The 19,736-nt window shown below is 40.8% G+C and carries 12 protein-coding genes, 1 pseudogene and 1 CRISPR repeat array; of the genes and pseudogenes, 4 read left to right on the top strand and 9 right to left on the bottom strand.

Going from position 1 to position 19,736, the window contains the following annotated elements; translation table 11 throughout:
- Positions 1-393: 393 nt before the first annotated feature.
- Positions 394-1,059, top strand: a pseudogene (locus NSQ61_RS05275) (IS3 family transposase); the annotation flags it as partial.
- Between the two features lie 1,729 nt (positions 1,060-2,788).
- Here the strand turns inward: NSQ61_RS05275 and NSQ61_RS05270 are convergent.
- From NSQ61_RS05270 to NSQ61_RS05255, 4 genes are all read right to left on the bottom strand, one after another.
- On the bottom strand, positions 2,789-3,043 hold the full coding sequence (locus NSQ61_RS05270) for a hypothetical protein (RefSeq protein WP_063388730.1): 255 nt from the start codon (positions 3,041-3,043) through the stop codon (positions 2,789-2,791).
- A gap of 1,637 nt (positions 3,044-4,680) precedes the next feature.
- Positions 4,681-6,030 carry a GntP family permease gene (locus NSQ61_RS05265; protein ID WP_063388181.1) on the bottom strand — a complete coding sequence of 450 codons (1,350 nt, stop codon included), beginning with the start codon at positions 6,028-6,030 and terminating at the stop codon, positions 4,681-4,683.
- Positions 6,031-6,079: 49 nt separating this feature from the next.
- Positions 6,080-7,624 carry a gluconokinase gene (gene gntK / locus NSQ61_RS05260; protein ID WP_130157840.1) on the bottom strand — a complete coding sequence of 515 codons (1,545 nt, stop codon included), beginning with the start codon at positions 7,622-7,624 and terminating at the stop codon, positions 6,080-6,082.
- A gap of 15 nt (positions 7,625-7,639) precedes the next feature.
- Entirely contained in the window at positions 7,640-8,656 is a 1,017-nt protein-coding gene (locus tag NSQ61_RS05255) for a LacI family DNA-binding transcriptional regulator (protein WP_063388183.1), read from the bottom strand.
- A 639-nt stretch (positions 8,657-9,295) separates the two neighbouring features.
- On the opposite strand from NSQ61_RS05255, the gene NSQ61_RS05250 reads away from it, so the two are divergent.
- The 3 genes from NSQ61_RS05250 to NSQ61_RS05240 all read left to right on the top strand — a co-directional run bounded on the left by NSQ61_RS05250 (position 9,296) and on the right by NSQ61_RS05240 (position 12,046).
- Positions 9,296-10,342, top strand: a complete 1,047-nt coding sequence (locus NSQ61_RS05250) for an energy-coupling factor ABC transporter permease (protein WP_340808054.1) — start codon at positions 9,296-9,298, stop codon at positions 10,340-10,342.
- Positions 10,343-10,404: 62 nt separating this feature from the next.
- Entirely contained in the window at positions 10,405-11,211 is an 807-nt protein-coding gene (cbiQ, locus tag NSQ61_RS05245) for a cobalt ECF transporter T component CbiQ (RefSeq protein WP_340806194.1), read from the top strand.
- 4 nt (positions 11,212-11,215) lie between these two features.
- The gene (locus NSQ61_RS05240; RefSeq protein ID WP_340806191.1) at positions 11,216-12,046 is read left to right on the top strand and encodes an energy-coupling factor ABC transporter ATP-binding protein; all 831 of its coding nucleotides are present in this window, start codon (positions 11,216-11,218) and stop codon (positions 12,044-12,046) included.
- Positions 12,047-12,377: 331 nt separating this feature from the next.
- Positions 12,378-12,675: a CRISPR direct-repeat array (repeat unit 30 nt; unit sequence GTTTCAATTCCTTATAGTTAAGATAAAAAC).
- Between the two features lie 723 nt (positions 12,676-13,398).
- Here the strand turns inward: NSQ61_RS05240 and NSQ61_RS05235 are convergent.
- The 5 genes from NSQ61_RS05235 to NSQ61_RS05215 form a co-directional block, all read right to left on the bottom strand.
- Complete coding sequence (locus NSQ61_RS05235) at positions 13,399-14,097, bottom strand: response regulator (protein ID WP_082829387.1); 699 nt, start codon at positions 14,095-14,097, stop codon at positions 13,399-13,401.
- Positions 14,097-15,686, bottom strand: coding sequence for a sensor histidine kinase (locus tag NSQ61_RS05230; protein ID WP_340806190.1), 1,590 nt, complete (start codon positions 15,684-15,686; stop codon positions 14,097-14,099). Before NSQ61_RS05230 ends, NSQ61_RS05235 begins: the two co-directional genes overlap by 1 nt.
- 65 nt (positions 15,687-15,751) lie before the next feature.
- Positions 15,752-17,278 (bottom strand): tripartite tricarboxylate transporter permease, encoded by a 1,527-nt coding sequence (locus tag NSQ61_RS05225; RefSeq protein WP_063388192.1) that lies wholly within the window; start codon positions 17,276-17,278, stop codon positions 15,752-15,754.
- Between the two features lie 15 nt (positions 17,279-17,293).
- Positions 17,294-17,749: a tripartite tricarboxylate transporter TctB family protein gene (locus tag NSQ61_RS05220; protein WP_063388193.1), complete on the bottom strand. Its 456-nt coding sequence runs from the start codon at positions 17,747-17,749 to the stop codon at positions 17,294-17,296.
- 156 nt (positions 17,750-17,905) lie between these two features.
- On the bottom strand, positions 17,906-18,874 hold the full coding sequence (locus NSQ61_RS05215) for a Bug family tripartite tricarboxylate transporter substrate binding protein (RefSeq protein ID WP_445659456.1): 969 nt from the start codon (positions 18,872-18,874) through the stop codon (positions 17,906-17,908).
- Between the last annotated feature and the right edge of the window lie 862 nt (positions 18,875-19,736).

Raw genomic sequence — 19,736 nt, 5'->3', positions numbered from 1 at the left:
GAGCGATTGGATCATTTGGCGTGCGAGAGCGATTTTACTAATTCCTGATGTCTTATCGTACCGTGCAAAGGCATAAGGGAACGCACGATAAGCACAACGAATCATCATCCAGACTACCTGATGCCCCCATACGAATTTGCCTTCGGTGTGTGAAAAATGATGATCACACCCTTCAATAGGAGACTTAGCCTGTAACGAGGGCTTTGTCTTTTGGCAAATCGTATCATCAATCATCAGGAAAACCGGCTCATTCGTTTGTTTCGCTAATCGGTCAATCTGCTTACAACCGGATTGTTGTGCGGCTTGAAGGAGTCGGTTTTCGTCCCACACACCTTTATGCAAAAAATGGTTTATGTTGTTCGGTGCCTCGGATGATGACTCAACTCGTGAAGTAAAATCAAACATGAATTAGAGAAGCTTGGTATGATTGCCTCAAGACGAAGAATTGGCAGAATCATGAAAGAAAACGGGCTAGTATCAAATTATACGATTGCCCAGTTTAAACCTCATGTAGATAAATGCAATGAATCAAAAGTTGAAAATGTGTTAAAACGAGAATTTGATCAACAAAAAGAATTAACAGTTGTGGTTAGTGACCTAACATACGTTAGAGTAGAAAAAAGCTGGCATTACATCTGTTTATTTGTCGATCTTTATAATCGAGAAATTATTGGTCATAGTGCAGGCCCAAACAAAGATGCCCAGCTAGTCTACCAAGCTTTATCGACCGTGAAAGCAGATTTACGGCAAATTCAATTATTCCACACAGACAGAGGCAATGAATTCAAGAACAAGACAACTGATGAAGCTCTAGATACTTTTCAGATTAATCGGTCGTTAAACATGAAGGGTTGTCCCTATGACAACGCAGTAGCTGAAGCAACCTTTAAAATTATCAAAACAGAATTTGTTAAGGGTAGATATTTCGAAAATTTAGACCAATTGAAACTAGAATTAGATGATTATGTTCATTGGTTTAATCATATTAGAATCCATGGAACACTTGAGTATTTAAGCCCGGTGAAGTACAAAGAGAAACACCTCAAAAAAATTGTCTAGTTTAGTGTTGACATACCAGTTTTGGGTCAATAGATTGAAAGGGAATTTCGTGAGGAGCAATAAAAACTAGGGAGTACTCGCACTCTTCTTTTTTTAAGTTAACTAGATTAGCCAATTAAGATTAAGTGTTTTTAGGTCACACAATTTACTTTCCAGTATAGAAGAGACCAATAAACCGTTTATCCAAAAACCTATTTGCAGCATTGTGTAGTTCCCAAATTTCGCAACAAAATTCGAAAAAAAGAAGTCGAATCGGCAAAGGTCTTCAAACTGATTTATCTCGCACAAGGAGTGGCCAAAACAAATGTTTATTCAACAAAGGCATTGCTCACGCATTGAAGTCCGGATCTACAATACGTTCCTCCGACCATAAAAATAGATTAAGCACGACCGTATTGATATTGGCCGTGCTTTTTTGTTTAATATTTTTCTCAGTTAAAAATAAAAAACACGCTGGAACTATGCATTTTCAAAACAAAGTGCCTTATTTAAGTTCCTTTTAGTTAAGATAAAAACGGGATCTCCGGCGCGGGAAGTTTAGACAGTCGGAGCAGTTTCAATTCCTTATAGTTAAGATAAAAACGAAATCACTCGGTTGGTGAAAAACGCACCTGTGTCGTTTCAATTCCTCATAGTTAAGATAAAAACCGGCGGGGAAAAGGTAGCCTTAACGAACGAAGAAACACGGTTTCAATTCCTCATAGTTAAGATAAAAATCAAGGAGATGATCGGGATGAATAGGAAAGAGATCGAAGTTTCAATTCCTCTTAGTTAAGATAAAAATCGATTCCTGAAATCGTTAATTTATCGATCCAGTTTTGTTTCAATTCCTCTTAGTTAAGATAAAAATGCATCGATTTCACGCGTTGTGCGCTTGATGTGATCATGTTTCAATTCCTCTTAGTTAAGATAAAAATCCCAAAAATTGTTGGTAGATAAGCATTTCGTTTTAAATGGTTGATTGGTTATTTTCATTTTAACGAAGGAGTTATATTTTATCAATCCTTTAATTTGTGCAGGCTCAATGGAGATTTGAAAGAGTCGTCGATCCCCCAGTTTTTTTGCACGATTGGAGGTCGACGACAAATTTCATTATTTTTAAAACATAACGTTTGTTTGCAGATCGACAATTCAATTTTGTTTAAATCCGTGTTTTTTCCAGAATGCTTTTTACTGCCGCTTCTGTATCATAGACAATATTCCACCAGCTTTTTCTCGATCTCTTCTTTCTTTGGAACATTTTCATCTATTGATTTTGTAATATGGTGATTGCCTTTGAATCTCAAATTGATTATACACCAGATGTAAATTTATACAAGAATTGATCGTTAAATCCAAAAATTATATGAACAATATATTTCTCAAGCATTTTTGGGTCAACTCGTCCGCTCAGGCGCATACATAGCCGGCAGCGTTAACTTCTTTACGGTTTAAACATAATCTTTTTCACCAAGTTCAGCTTTGCAACGTTTATTATCAACAAAAAAGCGTCTAGATGTTCGACGCTTCCTGCCCAGATTTCGTACTTTTTAACTTCGCATTGACAACAACCCTTCATATTCTTTGGTTGGCATTGTGATGGTGTTGCCCGAAAAACGAACCATCTGGTTGTTACCATTTCCGGCCAAACCGCTTGTTCCTCGAGCTGATTCAAGTACGCTTATGCAGCTGTCAAGAAAGGAAACACTTTATACTTTTCCAACCAGCCGCCCCGGATTTATGTCTGCCATTATTTCTCCGTTGTCTTTTCAAGAGCATATTTGATTGCAGCGACGGATCCGATCCCATACAAGGCATATTTTAATCCGTTTACTAAAACCTCAAATGAGAAAGCGCTGGCTTCAAAAATAGAGAAAGCAACGCCAAGTACAACCGCGACAATCGGAATGTAGCGATTCGAAAGATTGGTTGCTTGACGGATTGCGTACAGCAAAACGGCTAATGCCACATATGCAGTGAACTCAATTGATAGAATAGCTTCCATTTGAACATTTCTCCTTTCTAATTGTCATTGCTCCAACATTAGTTTATTCAAGACCTAGGACAAGAGAAACAGCAGAAGCATAGCAATTCAACAAATTAGTTACTTGTCTACCGCACGATTTTTTCCGTCACTGAACACTTACTTCAATGCAGCAAAAATAATAGCTACGACTCCTCCGATCACTGACACAATAATTGCGCTTGTGATCGTTAGCCGTAGCCACTTTGTATCGTCCTTAATAGCTCGAATGTCATTAAATTTTTGTAGTCGCCTTGTGGTCAAGAAGGCAGGAGTTTTACGTCCGGCTTCTTTTCGTCCAATAATGATCGCCAAAACAATTGATATAGAACCGTAATTAAATTACATTCTTATCCTTTGAATTTCAAATGTCGATATTTAAAACTCAATCGTTTGCTCGATTCTCATTAAAAATTTTCAAAAGAAAAAATGAACTTACTAATAAAACAGGTATTCCTATCAAGATGTATAAAAAATTTTTCGGCAGAATCATATCGTATACATACAAAAAAAGAGTTGTCCAAACAAACAGGACTATATATTTTAATATTTTTCAACTCCGCATTCATTTATCCATCGCTGCTTAACATAAAATCTCTATGAAACTGTCATTTACTGCAAAATTTACATTGTATTAAAATCGATGGATAAACATGAAAAAGGTCGTGTAGTATGAATGAAAGCATTTTTATTTAGAAATCTCACAACATATTGGTTGGTATCAGTACTGATAACGATCTGTCTTATCCCTAGATTCTGGATGTAAATATTTCCTATATTTTCATCTGCTGGCTTCTATGTATCTTTCATTGTTTTGTTGTATGGGGTATCCGCATCAATCCTCTCTGAAATTTTAAGTAAAAGTATTATGAAAAAAGAAAATCGACTATTAGTCAAAGCAATTATATACTGTCTTTCTATATCTATATTTGCATTACAGTCAAAGTAAAGCGAAACACGTTAGAGAGTTCAGAAACTTTCTATATCTATATTTGCATTATAGTCTCCTCCTGAATTACTGATTTATGCAGTTATTCGTGCAGTGTTCTATTATTCTGTGGACGAATTTATTCGAAAAATATAATAGCAATAAACAATAGTCCAAGGATTTTTCTTTTGAACCTAAATAAAAATGCTCTATCAAATACAACTTCTAAATTTTATGTCGTTGGAAGAATTTTTAATGAATGTTCCGTTCTTCTAATTTCGCATATTCACCTGCTTTTTACATTTAGATGAACAAAAAACACATAGTTTTGACGGCATCTCCTTTTTTATACGATTCAGCGAGCGATTAGTCTCACGCTTTTAGAAGTCCTTACGCAATTTCCTGCTGGGTTAGGTTTGATGATCAAAAAAAAATAAATGTGTGATTCTTTAAGGCTTGTAATTGCGATTGAAGAATATATTCATTTTTTACCATCACAGTCGTTTCCAAGAAAAAATAACGGCCTTTCCCCGGTTGAGTATCGAGAAAAGGCCGCAGCTTCATATACTCTTTTTTTAATATCTGCTTGACAGAGTTATGTGCAAGTAACTATTACAGCATTGTTGTTCGATCTCAGTCGGAAATGCCCACTTGACAGGTTTTTGCGGAAGCGCCTGGCATTTTTTATATCTTACACTAATAAATCCAGCAACGCAATCAGCGCAAAAGCGACGACAGAAATAATTGTCTCCATTGCGGTCCATGTCATCAACGTTTCTTTGACGGTCATGCCGAAATACTCTTTGATCATCCAGAAGCCGGAGTCGTTGACGTGCGATAAAATGAGTGATCCCGCTCCTGTCGCTAATACAAGCAATTCAGCGTTCGTGCCAGGAATGCTGGCGGCAATTGGGGCAACAATGCCTGCCGCTGTCATCATCGATACCGTCGCAGAACCTGTCGCAATCCGAATGAGCGCGGCAATTCCCCAACCTAACAGCAGCGGAGACATTTGCGAATGTGTAGCCCAGTCTGCGATTTGGTCGCCAATGCCAGAATCAAGCAACACCTTATTGAACGCCCCGCCAGCGCCGATGACAAGCAAAATATTGGCGACAGGACCAAGGCAGTCATTGGCAAATTTTAATACTTTATCGCGATTGAATCCTCGAGCGTAGCCAAGGCTAAAGAACGAATAAATCGTCGCGATCAAAAGCGCGATGATTGGATCCCCGATAAAGCGCAGCACTTTCGATGCTTCCGACGCTTGATCCAGCGTAACATTAGCTATGGAAGCAACCAGCATTAAAATAACCGGAAGCAGAATCGTAAATAACGTGTTGCCAAAGCCAGGGAGGTCTTTCTTTTCTTTATGCTGTACAAGCTGCTCGGCGATTTCACTAGGCACTTGTTTATACATGCGCGACCCGATCCATTTTCCAAACAACGGGCCGGCGATAATGGCTGTCGGCAGCCCGACAATAAGCGAATAAAGAATTGTTGTCCCGACATCGGCTTTAAAAATGCCGACGGCAGCCATCGCAGCCGGATGCGGCGGAACAAGTCCATGCACGACAGATAATCCGGCAACTAGCGGAATACCAATTGTCACAAGTGAAATTCCTGTTTCCATTGCAATGGTAAACACAAGCGGAATTAATAGCACGAATCCTACTTGGAAAAATACTGGGATCCCCACTAAAAATGCGACGACCATCATTGCCCAATGGACGCGTTTTTGGCCAAAACGGTCAATCAATGTTTTCGCAATGCGTTCAGCGCCTCCGGACTCCGCCATCATCTTTCCAAGCATCGTTCCAAGCGCCAATACGATCGCCAAAAAGCCAAGCGTATTGCCAAGACCTGCTTTAATCGAATCAATAATTCCCGGCGTTTCCGGCGACGGTGCGATCAGCGGCATCCCCATTGCCAGCCCTACTCCAACAGATGTCAAAATCAAAGCGACAAACGGATGCATTTTCGCAACCGTGATGAGCAGCAATAACACAACAATCGCAGCAATAACAATCGCGATTCCCATTTCCATTCCTCCTCTTTTCTGTTTGATGCAAACTAAACCGATTTAGTAGCTATCCATTTCTACGCTGGAAAGAAGCAATCACATCAAACTCATCCTTTAAGCGATCATATAATCGTGTATATATATCAAATAGTTCGGAATAAATAAGCGTATTTTCTTCATTTGGCACATGGCGTGATAAAATATGAATCCACGTTTTCACCGTATCAAGCGATGGAATATCGCCAAGCGCATACAATGCCAATGCTGCAGCGCCTAGCGCAGACGCCTCGTGCGTTTCCGGTACTAACAGCTCTTTTCCCATCATATCGGCAAGCATTTGCCGCCAAAACGGAGATTTCGCAAAACCGCCAGATACGCGGATTTCCGACAGCGGCCCAGTGACATCGCGAATCGCCAGAGCGACAGAAAAGACGCTCATACATACCCCTTCCATCACCGAGCGAATAAAATGCTCCCGCTTATGACGGAGGCTGATGCCGAAAAAAGTCCCTCTTGCGTTCGCATTCCAGTACGGTGCACGTTCGCCAGACAAAAATGGAAGAAACAGCAATCCTTCTGAACCTGCTGGAACTCTTTCAGCGTACTTTGTCAGCAGTTCATATGGATCAATGCCGAGCCTTTTCGCCACTTCGCGCTCTGGGCTGCCAAATTCGTCACGCAACCAACGCAGCAAAATACCGCCATTGTTCGTCGGCCCGCCAACGACCCAATGATTTGGTGTAAGCGCATAACAAAACGTCCGCCCTTTTTCATCTGTTTTTTGAATTGGGGAAATCGTCCGCACCGCGCCGCTTGTTCCTATCGTAATCGCCGCCTCCCCGGGCAAAATCGCTCCGACGCCGACATTAGCGAGCACCCCGTCACTAGCTCCGACAACGACAGGGACGTTCGGATCCAAGCCCATTTGCTCAGCCCATTCTTTCCTCATCCCCCGCAATATGTGCGTCGTTGGCACCAAGCTCGATAACTGCGCTCTTGTCATTCCGAGAAGTTTAAGAACATCCTCATCCCAATCAAGCGTATCTAAGCGGAACAGACCCGTTGCTGAGGCGATCGAATAGTCGACAACATATTGGCCATATAATTGATACAGCACATATTCTTTCATCGATACAAATTTGTGCGTCTGACGGAATAAATCAGGCTGTTCCTCTTTCAGCCAAAGCAATTTCGGAAGCGGGGACATCGGATGAATCGGGGTTCCAGTCCGTTTGTAAATGCTTATGCCGCTTAATTCATCCAAAAGCCGCTCTGCTTGTTCGACACTGCGGTTATCGGCCCAAATAATGCAGCGGGTAAGCGGGCGTCCTGATACATCAAGCGCCATTAATGAATGCATCGCCGCGCTGAATCCGATCGCCTTCACTTGGCTAGAAGGAATTTTTAACTTAGAAATAACAGCGTTTACAGTTTTCACAACAGCTGTGAAAATCTCCTCCGGATCCTGCTCCGCCCAGCCTGGATGCTGCTGTATTATTGGATAATCAATTGCGTGGGAGGCTAGCGTCCGCCCCTGTTCGCCAAACGCCACCGCTTTTGTGCTCGTCGTTCCGATATCGACACCAATTACAACTGGTTGTTTTGCTTCCATGTCTGCTCCCTCTTTCTATGATGTTTTTTCCTTTACCGATCCTCGTTCGATAAACGTAGGCGAAAAACGAAAAACTTGCGGTTGATGCTCGCTTTTTTTGGCGATTTGCAAAAAAAGCCGTTCTGCCGCTTTTTTCCCCATGGCAAACGTCGGCTGCGAGATCGTCGTCAACGTCGGCGTATAAACATGGGCAAACGGCACATCGTCAATGCTGATGATCGCCAATTCGTCAGGAGTATTAATATGATTTCCTTTAATAAAATACAAAACTTCCATCAATGTTAAATCATTGATCGCAAACAATGCTTCCGGCAAGCGGCCGGATTCATACAACCTTGTCAATTCTTTTTGAATACGCGGGATCTCCGTTGTGATAAAATAATCGTCAACAACTGGAAGTCCCTTTTTTACTAACGCTTGCCGAAATCCTTCAATGCGCTCCATCCTCGGAACGATATGGGAAACAAGCGGCGGAGTGACAATTCCGATGTGTTCGTAACCACGCTCAGCAAAATATTCGACCGCCAATTCAGCAGCCTTTTGATTATCAAGCAGAACTGCGTCCGCTTTGACCTCCGGAACCATCCGATCGACAAACACAAGCGGAAACCGTTCTTCAAGTAATTTTTGATATATATCAGCGTTTTTTCCTGTTGGAAAAATAATCAAACCATCGACTTGTTTTGCCCGCAGCATCTCAATATATTTCTTTTCTTTCTCCGGATCATCATCGGAATTAGAGACGATAACATGGAAACCCCGCTCTTGGCACTCTTCCTCAATCGCATGCAGCACTTGCGTCGTAAGCATATGCATAATGTTGAAGACGACCACTCCGATTGTCATCGTTGTTTTCTGTTTTAAGCTGCGGGCGATAATATTCGGTTGATATCCCAATTCCTTAATCGCCATGGCAATTCGTTTTCTCGTTTCCTCGCTCATATATTCATAACGTTTATTTAAATATTGCGACACCGTGCTTTTCGAGACATCCGCCAACTTTGCGACGTCAGCCATCGTAACTTTCTTCAAAGGGATCCCTCTTTCATTACTAAATCGATTTAGTATTTATAAGCGTTTTCATAAACCGGTTTAGTAAAATTATAAAACAAAATGAAATCGTTTTACAATTATTTTGTTAAAATTTTTTCTTTAAAAATCAACATATCTGGCTGCCAAACGTTGTAAATAAATTGATATTTTTGTGAACCAGTTAAATGCGGACAAATCCAATTTAAAAAAAACTGCCCGTTTATATGGATAGATTCATTAATCGCCGATAAGAAAAAATCTTCGCAAAACATTGACGGAATTACCGGCTGTGCGCAACAGCGATCATAAAGATGTAATTTTCGACATCTATGACCCGGCACAAAAAATCTGCGATACTAGTTGACCCTTAACGATGAGCCGAAAACAACATGAGTACCAGTAAAAATCCATCCCCTCCCCCGTTTCAAATCCAGAAACCGGATAGTGAGAAATGGCTGGATAGCAAAAGATTGTAATTGCTGGACAAAAACAAATCGCGTTCAACAAAGCTGAACATTTCTGACCATTGAAAGTCGTGTAACTTAACATTCTCTTGACCATTCTTGTCAAACCGTGATACGCTCGACTTACAAATTATTTTAAAAATTCTAAAAATAATGTTATAAAGGGGTGAACATGATGCACATGGCGGATGCCTTGATTTCACCAGCTGTTGGTGGAACCATGCTGGCAACTACTGCTGGAGTTGCAGCTTATTCAATCAAAAAACTCCAGAATGAGCTGGATGAAAAGAAAATTCCTTTAATGGGAGTGATGGGAGCATTTGTTTTTGCAGCACAAATGATTAATTTTTCAATACCAGGCACTGGTTCAAGCGGACACCTCGGAGGAGGAATGCTGCTGGCAATATTATTAGGTCCTTATGCGGGATTTTTAACGATGGCTTCGATTTTGTTGATACAGGCATTGTTCTTTGGTGACGGCGGATTGCTTGCTTATGGCTGCAACGTATTTAACCTTGGTTTTTATACGTGCTTTATAGCGTATCCATTCATATATAAGTGGATTACACGTAAAGGGGTTACTTCCAAAAGGATTTTTGCTGGTTCGATGGCTTCAGCGCTGGTTGCTCTCCAATTGGGTGCTTTTAGCGTTGTCCTTGAGACTCTTTTATCTAGAAAAACCGAATTGCCTTTTGAGAAATTCGTATTGTTAATGCAGCCGATACACCTTGCGATCGGGATAGTTGAAGGGCTGGTAACCGCAGCAATCATTACCTTCGTATGGAGAGCTAGACCTGACATTTTGGAAAAAGCAGCAAACGAGGAAGCCTTTGGCAATATATCTATGAAGAAAGTATTGACAGGCTTTTCAATCGCTGTAGTTGTGGTTGGCGGTTTGTTTTCTTGGTTTGCATCCGCTAATCCTGACGGACTGGAATGGTCTATCGAAAAAACAGCAGGTACGGCAGAATTGGAAGCTCCTGACGGCATTCATGAAACACTCTCTGAAATTCAAAGCAAAACAGCATTATTGCCTGATTATGATTTTAAAGCAAGTGAAAATGAAAAAACAGCTGGACAAGCTGAAAATGCGTGGCCTGCTGTTAATGCTGGGACAAGCGTTTCGGGTATAGTAGGAGGAGCATTGACTCTTGCATTAGCCGTATTTACAGGGTGGGGCATCATGTTGATTAAAAGGAAAAAAATAAAAACGACCGCTTGATCATTTTTATGGTGGGGTCCTCCCTTTAGTTTATTAAAAATATATAATAGGAATGGATGTAAATGTCGAACATGATAAATTCGCTGTCTAATATGAGGCTTCTGGATGATCTGGCGCGAAAAGAGACCTTTATACACAGAATTCATCCACTAATAAAGCTGTTAACCACAGTCGTCTATTTAACTGTGGTTGTATCATTTGAAAGGTATGAAATAATTGGTCTTTTGCCTTTTATTTTTTATCCTATACTACTTTTTGCTTTTGCAGAGCTACCAGTTGCACCAATTTTAAAAATGATATTGCTTATTGAACCTTTCATTATCGGAATTGGAATATTAAATCCATTGTTTGATCAATCTAAAGTGCTGTTTGGTGGAATTGCCATTTCAAAAGGTTGGGTTACTTTTTTATCCATTTTAATAAAATGCAGTTTAACAGTGACAGCCAGCATTTTACTCATTGCAACCACAGGGATGGATCGGTTTGCTGCAGCTTTGCGGATGCTCAAAATACCTAAGATTTTTGTCTTACAGCTTCTATTAACATATCGATATATATCGGTGCTGATCGAAGAGGTTTCTAGGATGATAAGGGCGTATTCACTTAGGGAGCCAGGACAAAAGGGATTAAAGTGGAGCGCTTGGGGCTCTTTTGCCGGACAAATATTGCTCAGGACTTTTGAAAGAGCAGAGCGGGTATATCAAGCAATGAATTTAAGAGGCTTTACAGGAGAGTATTATACAGGAGATATTTCAAAACTAAGCTTTAAAGATCTTGCCTATTTTGCCGGATGGAGTCTATTTTTTATTATTGCAAGAATTTACAACATACCTGTATTGATAGGGTCATTGTTTACAGGAGTGATTTGATAGGATGAGTCATCATAAAATTGAAGTGAGGAATCTGCATTTTTCGTATCCGGATGGACATAAAGCAATTAAAAATATGTCTTTTTCCATTTATCATGGTGAATCAGTCGGAATCATTGGTGCAAATGGTGCTGGGAAGTCTACGCTGCTAATGCTGTTGATGGGAGTTTATTTTCCGGATGGCGGAGAAGTGCTGGTAGGAGATGTGCGTGTAACCAAAAAGACATTACCGATGATTCGCCAAAGATTGGGAATGGTTTTTCAGGACCCTGACGACCAATTGTTCATGACTACTGTTTATGAAGACGTTGCCTTTGGACCACGAAATTATAAGCTGGAAGAGGAAGACGTGGAGAGACGGGTGATGCAGGCACTGGAGAAAGTTGGAATACCTCATTTGAGAGACCGAGCCCCCTATAAACTATCAGGAGGAGAAAAACGATCTGCCGCAATTGCATCCGTTTTATCCATGCAACCTGATGTATTGATCATGGATGAGCCAACTTCTGGCCTGGACCCAAAATCAAGACGGAGAGTAATTGATTTGTTAAAAAGCTTTGAACATACAAAAATAATTACCAGCCACGACTTGGACATGGTACTTGAAACCTGTAAAAGGATTATTGTGATAAAAAAAGGAGAAATAGCTGCAGATGGAACCGCAGTGGACATTTTATCCAATGAAGATCTGCTGAATAGCTGTGGCTTGGAATTACCTCTTTCACTTCAAAATTGTCCTGTTTGCGGAACTTCAAAAGGCAAATTCGGATATATCCATGAGAAAATTGTAGTCGACAAAGAAGCCAAAAAAGAATTGAGATTGACCAGAGAATGAGATTGCTTTTGAAATTTGAAGAAGCTCAAATAAATTCAACTATTTCGAAGCAGTTGACCTTATGAAATAAGCACTGCCAAATCTGACGAGAACCATAAAAATATTCTCTCGTTTATTTTGATGTTCCATGCACCCCCGCCCCGACATCACTTTCACAAAAAACATCGGCTGGCTCATTGATGTTCCGAACTTAACTTATATCTGTTTCCCCGATTATAAAAATAATGATGAAGCACGACCGCATAGGCCGTGCTTTTTTGGTTAAAATTTTTCTTCATAGTTAAGATAAAAACAAAGAGATTCGCATTCCTGATGCGTTCAGGAGAGCAACGTTTCAATTCCTTATAGTTAAGATAAAAACTAAAAAAACTATTGACTATACAATTATATAATTATATAAGTTTCAATTCCTTATAGTTAAGATAAAAACATAAACGTTATGTATGGGTATTAGCTTACGCTTGCTAGTTTCAATTCCTTATAGTTAAGATAAAAACATTTCACCGTGATTTTTACATATGCTTTTCTAGTTGGTTTCAATTCCTTATAGTTAAGATAAAAACTTCTGCCTGCTTTGCGTATTCTTCAACGTCAGTTTTGTTTCAATTCCTTATAGTTAAGATAAAAACCCCAAAAATCGCTGTTATATAAGTATTTAGTTTAAAATGATTTATGAGTTATTTTTATTTTAGCGAAGGAGTTACATTTTATCAATCCTTTGATTTTCATGGGCTTAATGAAGATTAGAAAGAGTCGTCGATCCCCCGGGATTTTTGCACGATTGGGGGTCGACGACAATTTTCATTAAAAACAGGCGTTCCACGTTTGCAGGCCAACAATCAAATCCGTGTTTTATCTGAAATATTTTACCTGATCCATCTGTTTTAATAGAGCAAACGGCCAAACTAGAAGTTCATGCCGTTTGTTATTCCATTGAATGGTTAGAGAGATAGACCATCATCGTCACGGTCTCTGAACTAAACAGTATTGAAATCAATACGCTTAAGCGGCATCATCCGGTAGTGTCCATATTCCACGGATAAAACGCTGTGTTCTGGGTTTATCCTTCTCTCTCATTTGCGGTGAGAGTGAGACCTTATTCAATGCGTAAAACGCTGTGTTTTTGAGCAAGGATACGGCCTACCGATGAATAACGAATAAGTAATCACTCCACTCCACCAAGATGCAATACAAACATAATCATAGCGGCAATCGCCGCGCCGGCGAAAGAAGAAGGCGTCTGAAAACCGTAAAAAACAGCAACGATGGGAACCGCCAATACCTGCAAGCAAAATATCGGTAAAATGACATGAAGCAAAATCAGAATAAAAACATCTAAGCTGTCTTCCTCCCTATCGTTTTAACTTGTAAATTCTCTCTGGCCTTCCAACAGAGCCGTACAAAATGTCAGCTGTCACTTGAGAAATGGAAACAAGATATTCTAAATATCTTCTTGATGTCGTTCGGCTCGCGCCAATAAGTTTCCCTACTTCTTCCGCTGTAATGCCGTCTCGATATTGCTTCACTACCGCCAGCACTTTCTCCAATGTCAATCGGTGAATTCCTTTTGGCAGTTCCCCTTCTGCGTCTCCAAAGGTACGTTCCCGTCGAATTAATTGATCGATTTCCTCCTGTCCAATCAATTCTTTTTCCTTCATCAGTTCGTGCATTTTATAAAAATATTCTTTGTATTTCACCAATGTTTCGGTAAAACGGTCAAGCATAATCGGCTTGATAATATAGTCAAACACTCCGCCATGCATCGCTTGCTTTAATGTATCAATTTCTCTGGCAGCTGTAATCATAATAATATCGATATTCGCAAAATGCTCGCGAATCCATTTTAAAAATTGAATTCCATTCATATCAGGAAAATAAATGTCCAGCAGCACTAAATCGGGTTGCAGCACTTCTATCAGTTCTTTCCCTTCCTGTTCATTTGTGGCAATCCCGACCACTTTATATCCTTCTACTTTTTCAACAAAGCGGCGGTTAATTTCGGCAATACGTTTATCATCTTCGACAATGAGCACTTGAATAGTGTATTCCATCATAATTCCTCCCGTTGCTTCGGAATGATAACGGTAAAAACGGTTCCTTTTTCTCGCTCTGATTGATAAGTAATGTGCCCTCCAAGCACCTTTAACGAATTTTTTACTAAATCCAGACCGTATCCTCTCTGTGCATTCCCCTTGGTGGAAAATCCCCGTTCAAATATTTGTTCAGCAATCTCTTCCTGAATACCCGTTCCGTTATCTTCCACTTCAATGATTAGATCGTCGCCAAGATCGGTTAAAAAGACGTTGACCCGCTTTTGGTCACGCCCATTATGCAATGCCGCCTCCATGGCATTATCAATAATATTACCGATAATCGTAACAAGATGATCGCGGTCCAATTGTTTCGGAATATCTTTAAAGCTGCTTTGCCGATCAATATCAAATTGAATTTTCAGCTCATTAGCTCGGTTAAATTTTCCGATTAACAGCCCTCCAACAATCGGGTCAGGTACTTCTTTCATCACAAAACGAACGATATCCTGCTGCATGTTTGTTTCTTTTGTAATAAGTTCCAACGCTTCTTCATAAGATTCCAGCTGAATCAATCCAGAAATAAGATATAATTTATTGGAAAATTCATGTGTCTGCGCCCGCAGTGCATCGGCATAGCTTTTAAGCTGGGAAAGCTCTTTTGTCAATCGGTACAGTTCCGACTTATTGCGAAATGTCGATACCGCCCCAATGACGTTTTCTTTTTTATCAACAATCGGAATGCGATTAGTAATGATCGTTTCTTCACCTAATATCATTTCGTCATCATATTCTGCTTCACCTGTTCGAATTACTTCTAACAGCCTAGAATGAGGAATAATATGTAAAATATATTTTCCTAGCACATCTTGTTCTCTCTCATAGCCTAACAGCGTCATCGCCGTTTTATTGACCATTGTAATGATTCCATTCTGATTCACAGCAATAATTCCTTCGCGAATCGCTTCTAAAATCGCCTGCTTTTCTTGGTATAATAGCCCGATTTCTTTCGGTTCCAATCCATGAATCGATTTTTTTACCGTTTTGGCAATAACAACCGCTCCAATAATCCCTAGCAATAGTGCAAGGATAGAAAATAAAAAAATGTTTGAGGTATATGACCAAACGATATCCTCAATATCTTCCAGCAAAAAGCCTACCGATACAATGCCCACCACATTTCCCCGCTCATTGAAAATCGGTGCTTTTCCGCGTATCGCCGGACCGAGCGAACCAACCGCTTCAGAAATAATCGCTTTTCCTTTAAGCACCTCGTGATTATCTCCCCCGACCATCTTCTTCCCAATTCGATCTGGGAGCGGATGGGCGTAACGAATTCCTTGTCTGTTTCCCACGACAACGTACTCTGCGCCTGTTTTTCGACGAATCATTTCTGCAAACGGCTGAATTTGTTGATGAGGGTTCGGCTGTTTAAAAGCGTCCCGAATGTGCGGCGTAGCGGCCACCGTTTCTGCTACATTCAGCGCCCGCATTCCGATTTGTTCTTTCAGTGTTGCCGCAAGCATGTACTGAAACAAAAAGGAAAGAAAAATAATAACAAATAAAAGCAATGAACAAATAATGATCACCAGTCGCGTTTGCAGCTTCATTTTTCTCTCTCCTTGACTAAAAATAGAGAAAGACTATCCGCCAAAAGGCAATAGTCTTTCCCTTATTACATATCTTCATTTACAATAATCGACTTCCCTTTTAATTTCATGATAAATGGCACAACAATCCATAAAAACGCTATGATCAGCAGTACAAGTGAGATTGGTTTTTCAAAAAACACCATAAAATCGCCATTCGACGCTGTAAGTGCTCTTCGCATGTTATTTTCGATCATCGGACCAAGTACCAGCCCTAATACAAGCGGAGCGAGGGGAAAGTCATGTTGTGCCAGCAAATAGCCTAAAAGGCCAAACCCAATGAGTAAAAACACATCAAATATTGTGACTTGCACCGCATAAACACCGAAAACCGAAATCGCAACAATAAGCGGCAGCAAATATTTAGTCGGAGTTTCAATAATTTTAGCAAATATTTTGACAAGAGGCATGTTTAAAATAAGCAGCATCACATTGCCGATAAACATGCTGGCAATAAGCCCCCATGCAACATCTGGATGTTCGTCGAAAAGAAGAGGACCCGGCTGGACGTTATACATAATTAACGCACCCATTAAAATCGCCGTCGTCCCAGAGCCAGGGATTCCGAGCGTCAACAGCGGAATCATCGCCCCTCCTGAAGCGGCATTGTTCGCTGATTCCGGCGCCGCCACGCCGGCAATCGTTCCCTTTCCGAATTTTTCAGGCGTTTTGCTTAATTTCTTTTCCATGATATATGAGAAAAACGAGGCGAGCGTCGCCCCTGCTCCCGGCAATACGCCGACGAAAAAGCCTAGCAGCGATCCGCGCGCAATCGGTCCCACGCTTTCTTTTGCTTCTGCTTTCGACGGAAGGATGCGGCCGATTTTTGCGATTTCGCCGTCATTTTTCTCCTTATGAAGAATGGCTTTGAATACTTCTCCTAAGGCAAACAAACCGACCGCTACCGTTAAAAATTCCAAGCCCCCGTATAGAAACGAAATGTTATACGTAAACCGTGCCACACCTGATACATTATCAAGACCAATGGTCGAAAGCAACAAGCCGAAAACAGTCATCATCCACGCTTTTGTCATCGAGTTTCCCGCCAGTCCACTGACAGCAGCCAATCCGAGAAGCATTAAGGAAAAATATTCCGCTGGGCCGAATTTCAACGCTACATTGGAAAGCGGCTCTGCCAACAGCACAAGGGCAATTAAGGAAACGAGCCCGGCGACAAATGAACCGATCGCCGCAATCGCTAAAGCTGCCCCCGCCCTTCCCTGCTTTGCCATTTGATAACCGTCCAATGTCGTTACAACAGAGGAGGACTCTCCAGGCGTATTTAATAAAATCGATGTTGTCGAACCGCCGTACATCGCTCCGTAATAAACACCAGCAAGCAAAATAATCGAGCTTGTCGCCGCTTGAGCTGGGTCAAGACCGGACGTCATTGAAGCGGTTACCGGGATGAGCAGCGCTACCCCGCTCATCGGCCCAATTCCTGGCAGCACTCCTACCGCCGTTCCGATGAGCACTCCAAGAAAGGCGAAAAACAGATTGTGCGGCTGCAATGCGGTCTGAAAACCATCAATTAAAAATGTCAATGCATCCAAACTTTTCTACCTCCTTTACTGCAACCAAATTGGCCAGCTAGGCAACGTTCCTTGCAACAGCTTGACGTATAGCCCGTATACCCCTAGAGAAAAACAAGCGGCAAACAACACCGATTTCCACAGCCCACCTTTTTCCATTGCCTGAAATCCAATAACAAGAAAGACAAAAGTGGTAATCACATAGCCGACTGTTTCTAATAAAGCGGCATAGAAAACGGCGGCAAGTAAAATGATGAAAAACTTTTTATATTGCAGCGGCAGCTTTTCGCTTTCTGAGTGCGCATATTTTGCTGTTTCGAAGAGCAGTTTAATGCTTAATAACACAAGAATAAGTCCTAGCAAAAATGGAAACACGTTTGGTCCGACGGCACTCCCATAAGCACTTTTCGAGATTCGCAGACTTTCCACCATAAACAAAGCTCCAACGGCCAAAAAGGTGATGGCAGCAATGCGATCAAACGTTTTACTCACTCACATCCCTCCATTCTTGATATAACGATGGGGCTGTCTAATAAGTCGATTTTCCGGCTTATAGACGTCCCTTTAATGTTTTAGAAATGTTGATATATCAATGTTTATGATGTTTCGTTTTCAATGGATTTTGACTTTCTGGACAGCCCCGTCCACTTACTTATGCATTCCGAGCGATTTTAACATGTCGCTAATAAGCTGTTCTTGTTCTTGTAAAAATTGTGTAAATTCTTTGGAACCTTTGTACTCAGGCTCCCAGCCTTGTTTTGTTAACTCCTCTTTCCATTTTTCATGCTCAGACAATTTTTTGAATGTATTTTCCCAAAACTTTTTCGCATCGTCAGACATTTGTTTTGGACCAAAGACGCCGCGCCAAATTGTAAATTCCGCATCAATGCCAAGCTCTTTTAACGTCGGTACGTCTTTCAAAACACCGCCAAGACGTTCCGGCGCTGAGACAGCAAGCACCCGCACTTTTCCTGCTTTTACATATTCCCCGACAGAAGAAGCATCGGTTGCAATGACATCGGTATTTCCACCAAGCAGCGCTGCAATTGCTTCCCCTCCGCCATCGTACGACACGTATTTCACTATTTTCGGATCGATACCGGATTTATAAATAGGAAGAATCGCAACCAAATGATCCATCGATCCTGGTGCAGATCCGCCGGCAACCGTCACCGATTTCGGATTTTGCTTAATCGCATCCAATAATTGAGACAACGACTGAAATTTCGAATCCGCTCTGACCACGATCGCTCCAAAATCTTTTGTTAGTTGGGCAAGCGGTGTTGTATCTTTATAACCATATGGACTATTTCCTTCCGCTTTTAAGTTGTTAATAATGATCGGCGGGGAGTTGACAAACAGCTTATAATCATTGTTTTTATCTTGCGTCGCATATTCCGCCATAAACACGGTTCCTCCACCGCCCGGTTTATTCTCTACCGTCATCGTTTGCTCCACCAGATTTGTTTCATCCAATATTTTCGTAATCGCTCTTGCTGTTAAATCCCAGCCGCCCCCAGCACCTGAAGGAGCGACAAACATAATCGGTTTTGTTGGATAATTTTCTTGTTTGTTAGATGATTTTGTCGCCGCAGTACTTCCGCAAGCCGCCAGCATCACCGCGACAATCCCCATCACTAGAAAGAACCACCACTTTTTCATTTCAACAGTACCCCCTTGTTTTTTGACAGCGTTTACATTTTCAAAGGTATTATAGCAGCAATTTTCTGAATAATGTTTTTTTGCAAATAAAAATAATTATGTGCATTTTGTTCATGAAAATAGAAAAAACCTGTCCCCAACAAGACTGATGTGGCAAAGAACAGGTTAAATTTAGATTTATAGCTATTACAAAAGGATGGCCTTCTTCTCATTGTGAATATTGGAATAGATCCTCGTCTACTCTGGATTTTTGAATAGTTTGTTGTAAGGTGAAGGTTTACTTGTCGTTTTATAATTAACAGAAATAACGCAGCAATTCCTTTGGTTAAACCGCATAATATTACACGGCTGGTTTTGATCAGATGATTATTCGTCCCAAGTTTGCGGATTGGAGAACGCAACCCGGACGACTTCGTCGGAAATGAAATATCAATAAAGCGTTGAAGGATTTTTGAATATAGGATTCATATGCGCTCTACAGTTTTTTTCGTCTAGCATTCGATTGGCTGCAGTTTAACTTCTTTCTTCCCGATTGGTACGATCCGGACGAGCTTCCTCGTCTTTCATGGTGTTCCATTCTTTCGCTTTCTTTTACTTTGTACTTACGAATTTCATAGTTTTGAAGCTATCACTTTTGAATACATTTTTTATAAGATTGGCCGTTATCTTTCACAAGTCTGTGCATAATTTCCTGCTGGATTGTAGAGATGATCGCTATAAAAATAGATATGTGATTTCTTTTTCTTGAAAAAGTATGGCTTATATATCATGAAAATACTTCAATTCTGAAAGATGGATAAAAATGTTCCTGTCTACT

The organism is Aeribacillus sp. FSL K6-1121 (assembly GCF_038003725.1).
GTDB classification, from domain to species: Bacteria; Bacillota; Bacilli; order Bacillales; family Aeribacillaceae; genus Aeribacillus; species Aeribacillus composti.
The sequence above is the reverse complement of the archived record's forward strand: the minus strand, read 5'-3'. Positions and strand labels throughout refer to the sequence as shown.

Bases quoted from the DNA above. Each gene is read 5' to 3' on its own strand.
- NSQ61_RS05265 (WP_063388181.1), bottom strand. From the start codon at position 6,030: ATGGGAATCGCGATTGTTATTGCTGCGATTGTTGTGTTATTGCTGCTC.
- NSQ61_RS05230 (WP_340806190.1), bottom strand. From the start codon at position 15,686: ATGAAGCTGCAAACGCGACTGGTGATCATTATTTGTTCATTGCTTTTA.
- NSQ61_RS05240 (WP_340806191.1), top strand. From the start codon at position 11,216: ATGAGTCATCATAAAATTGAAGTGAGGAATCTGCATTTTTCGTATCCG.
- gntK (WP_130157840.1), bottom strand. From the start codon at position 7,624: ATGGAAGCAAAACAACCAGTTGTAATTGGTGTCGATATCGGAACGACG.
- NSQ61_RS05235 (WP_082829387.1), bottom strand. From the start codon at position 14,097: ATGGAATACACTATTCAAGTGCTCATTGTCGAAGATGATAAACGTATT.
- NSQ61_RS05250 (WP_340808054.1), top strand. From the start codon at position 9,296: ATGCACATGGCGGATGCCTTGATTTCACCAGCTGTTGGTGGAACCATG.
- NSQ61_RS05270 (WP_063388730.1), bottom strand. From the start codon at position 3,043: ATGGAAGCTATTCTATCAATTGAGTTCACTGCATATGTGGCATTAGCC.
- cbiQ (WP_340806194.1), top strand. From the start codon at position 10,405: ATGTCGAACATGATAAATTCGCTGTCTAATATGAGGCTTCTGGATGAT.
- NSQ61_RS05215 (WP_445659456.1), bottom strand. From the start codon at position 18,874: ATGCTGGCGGCTTGCGGAAGTACTGCGGCGACAAAATCATCTAACAAA.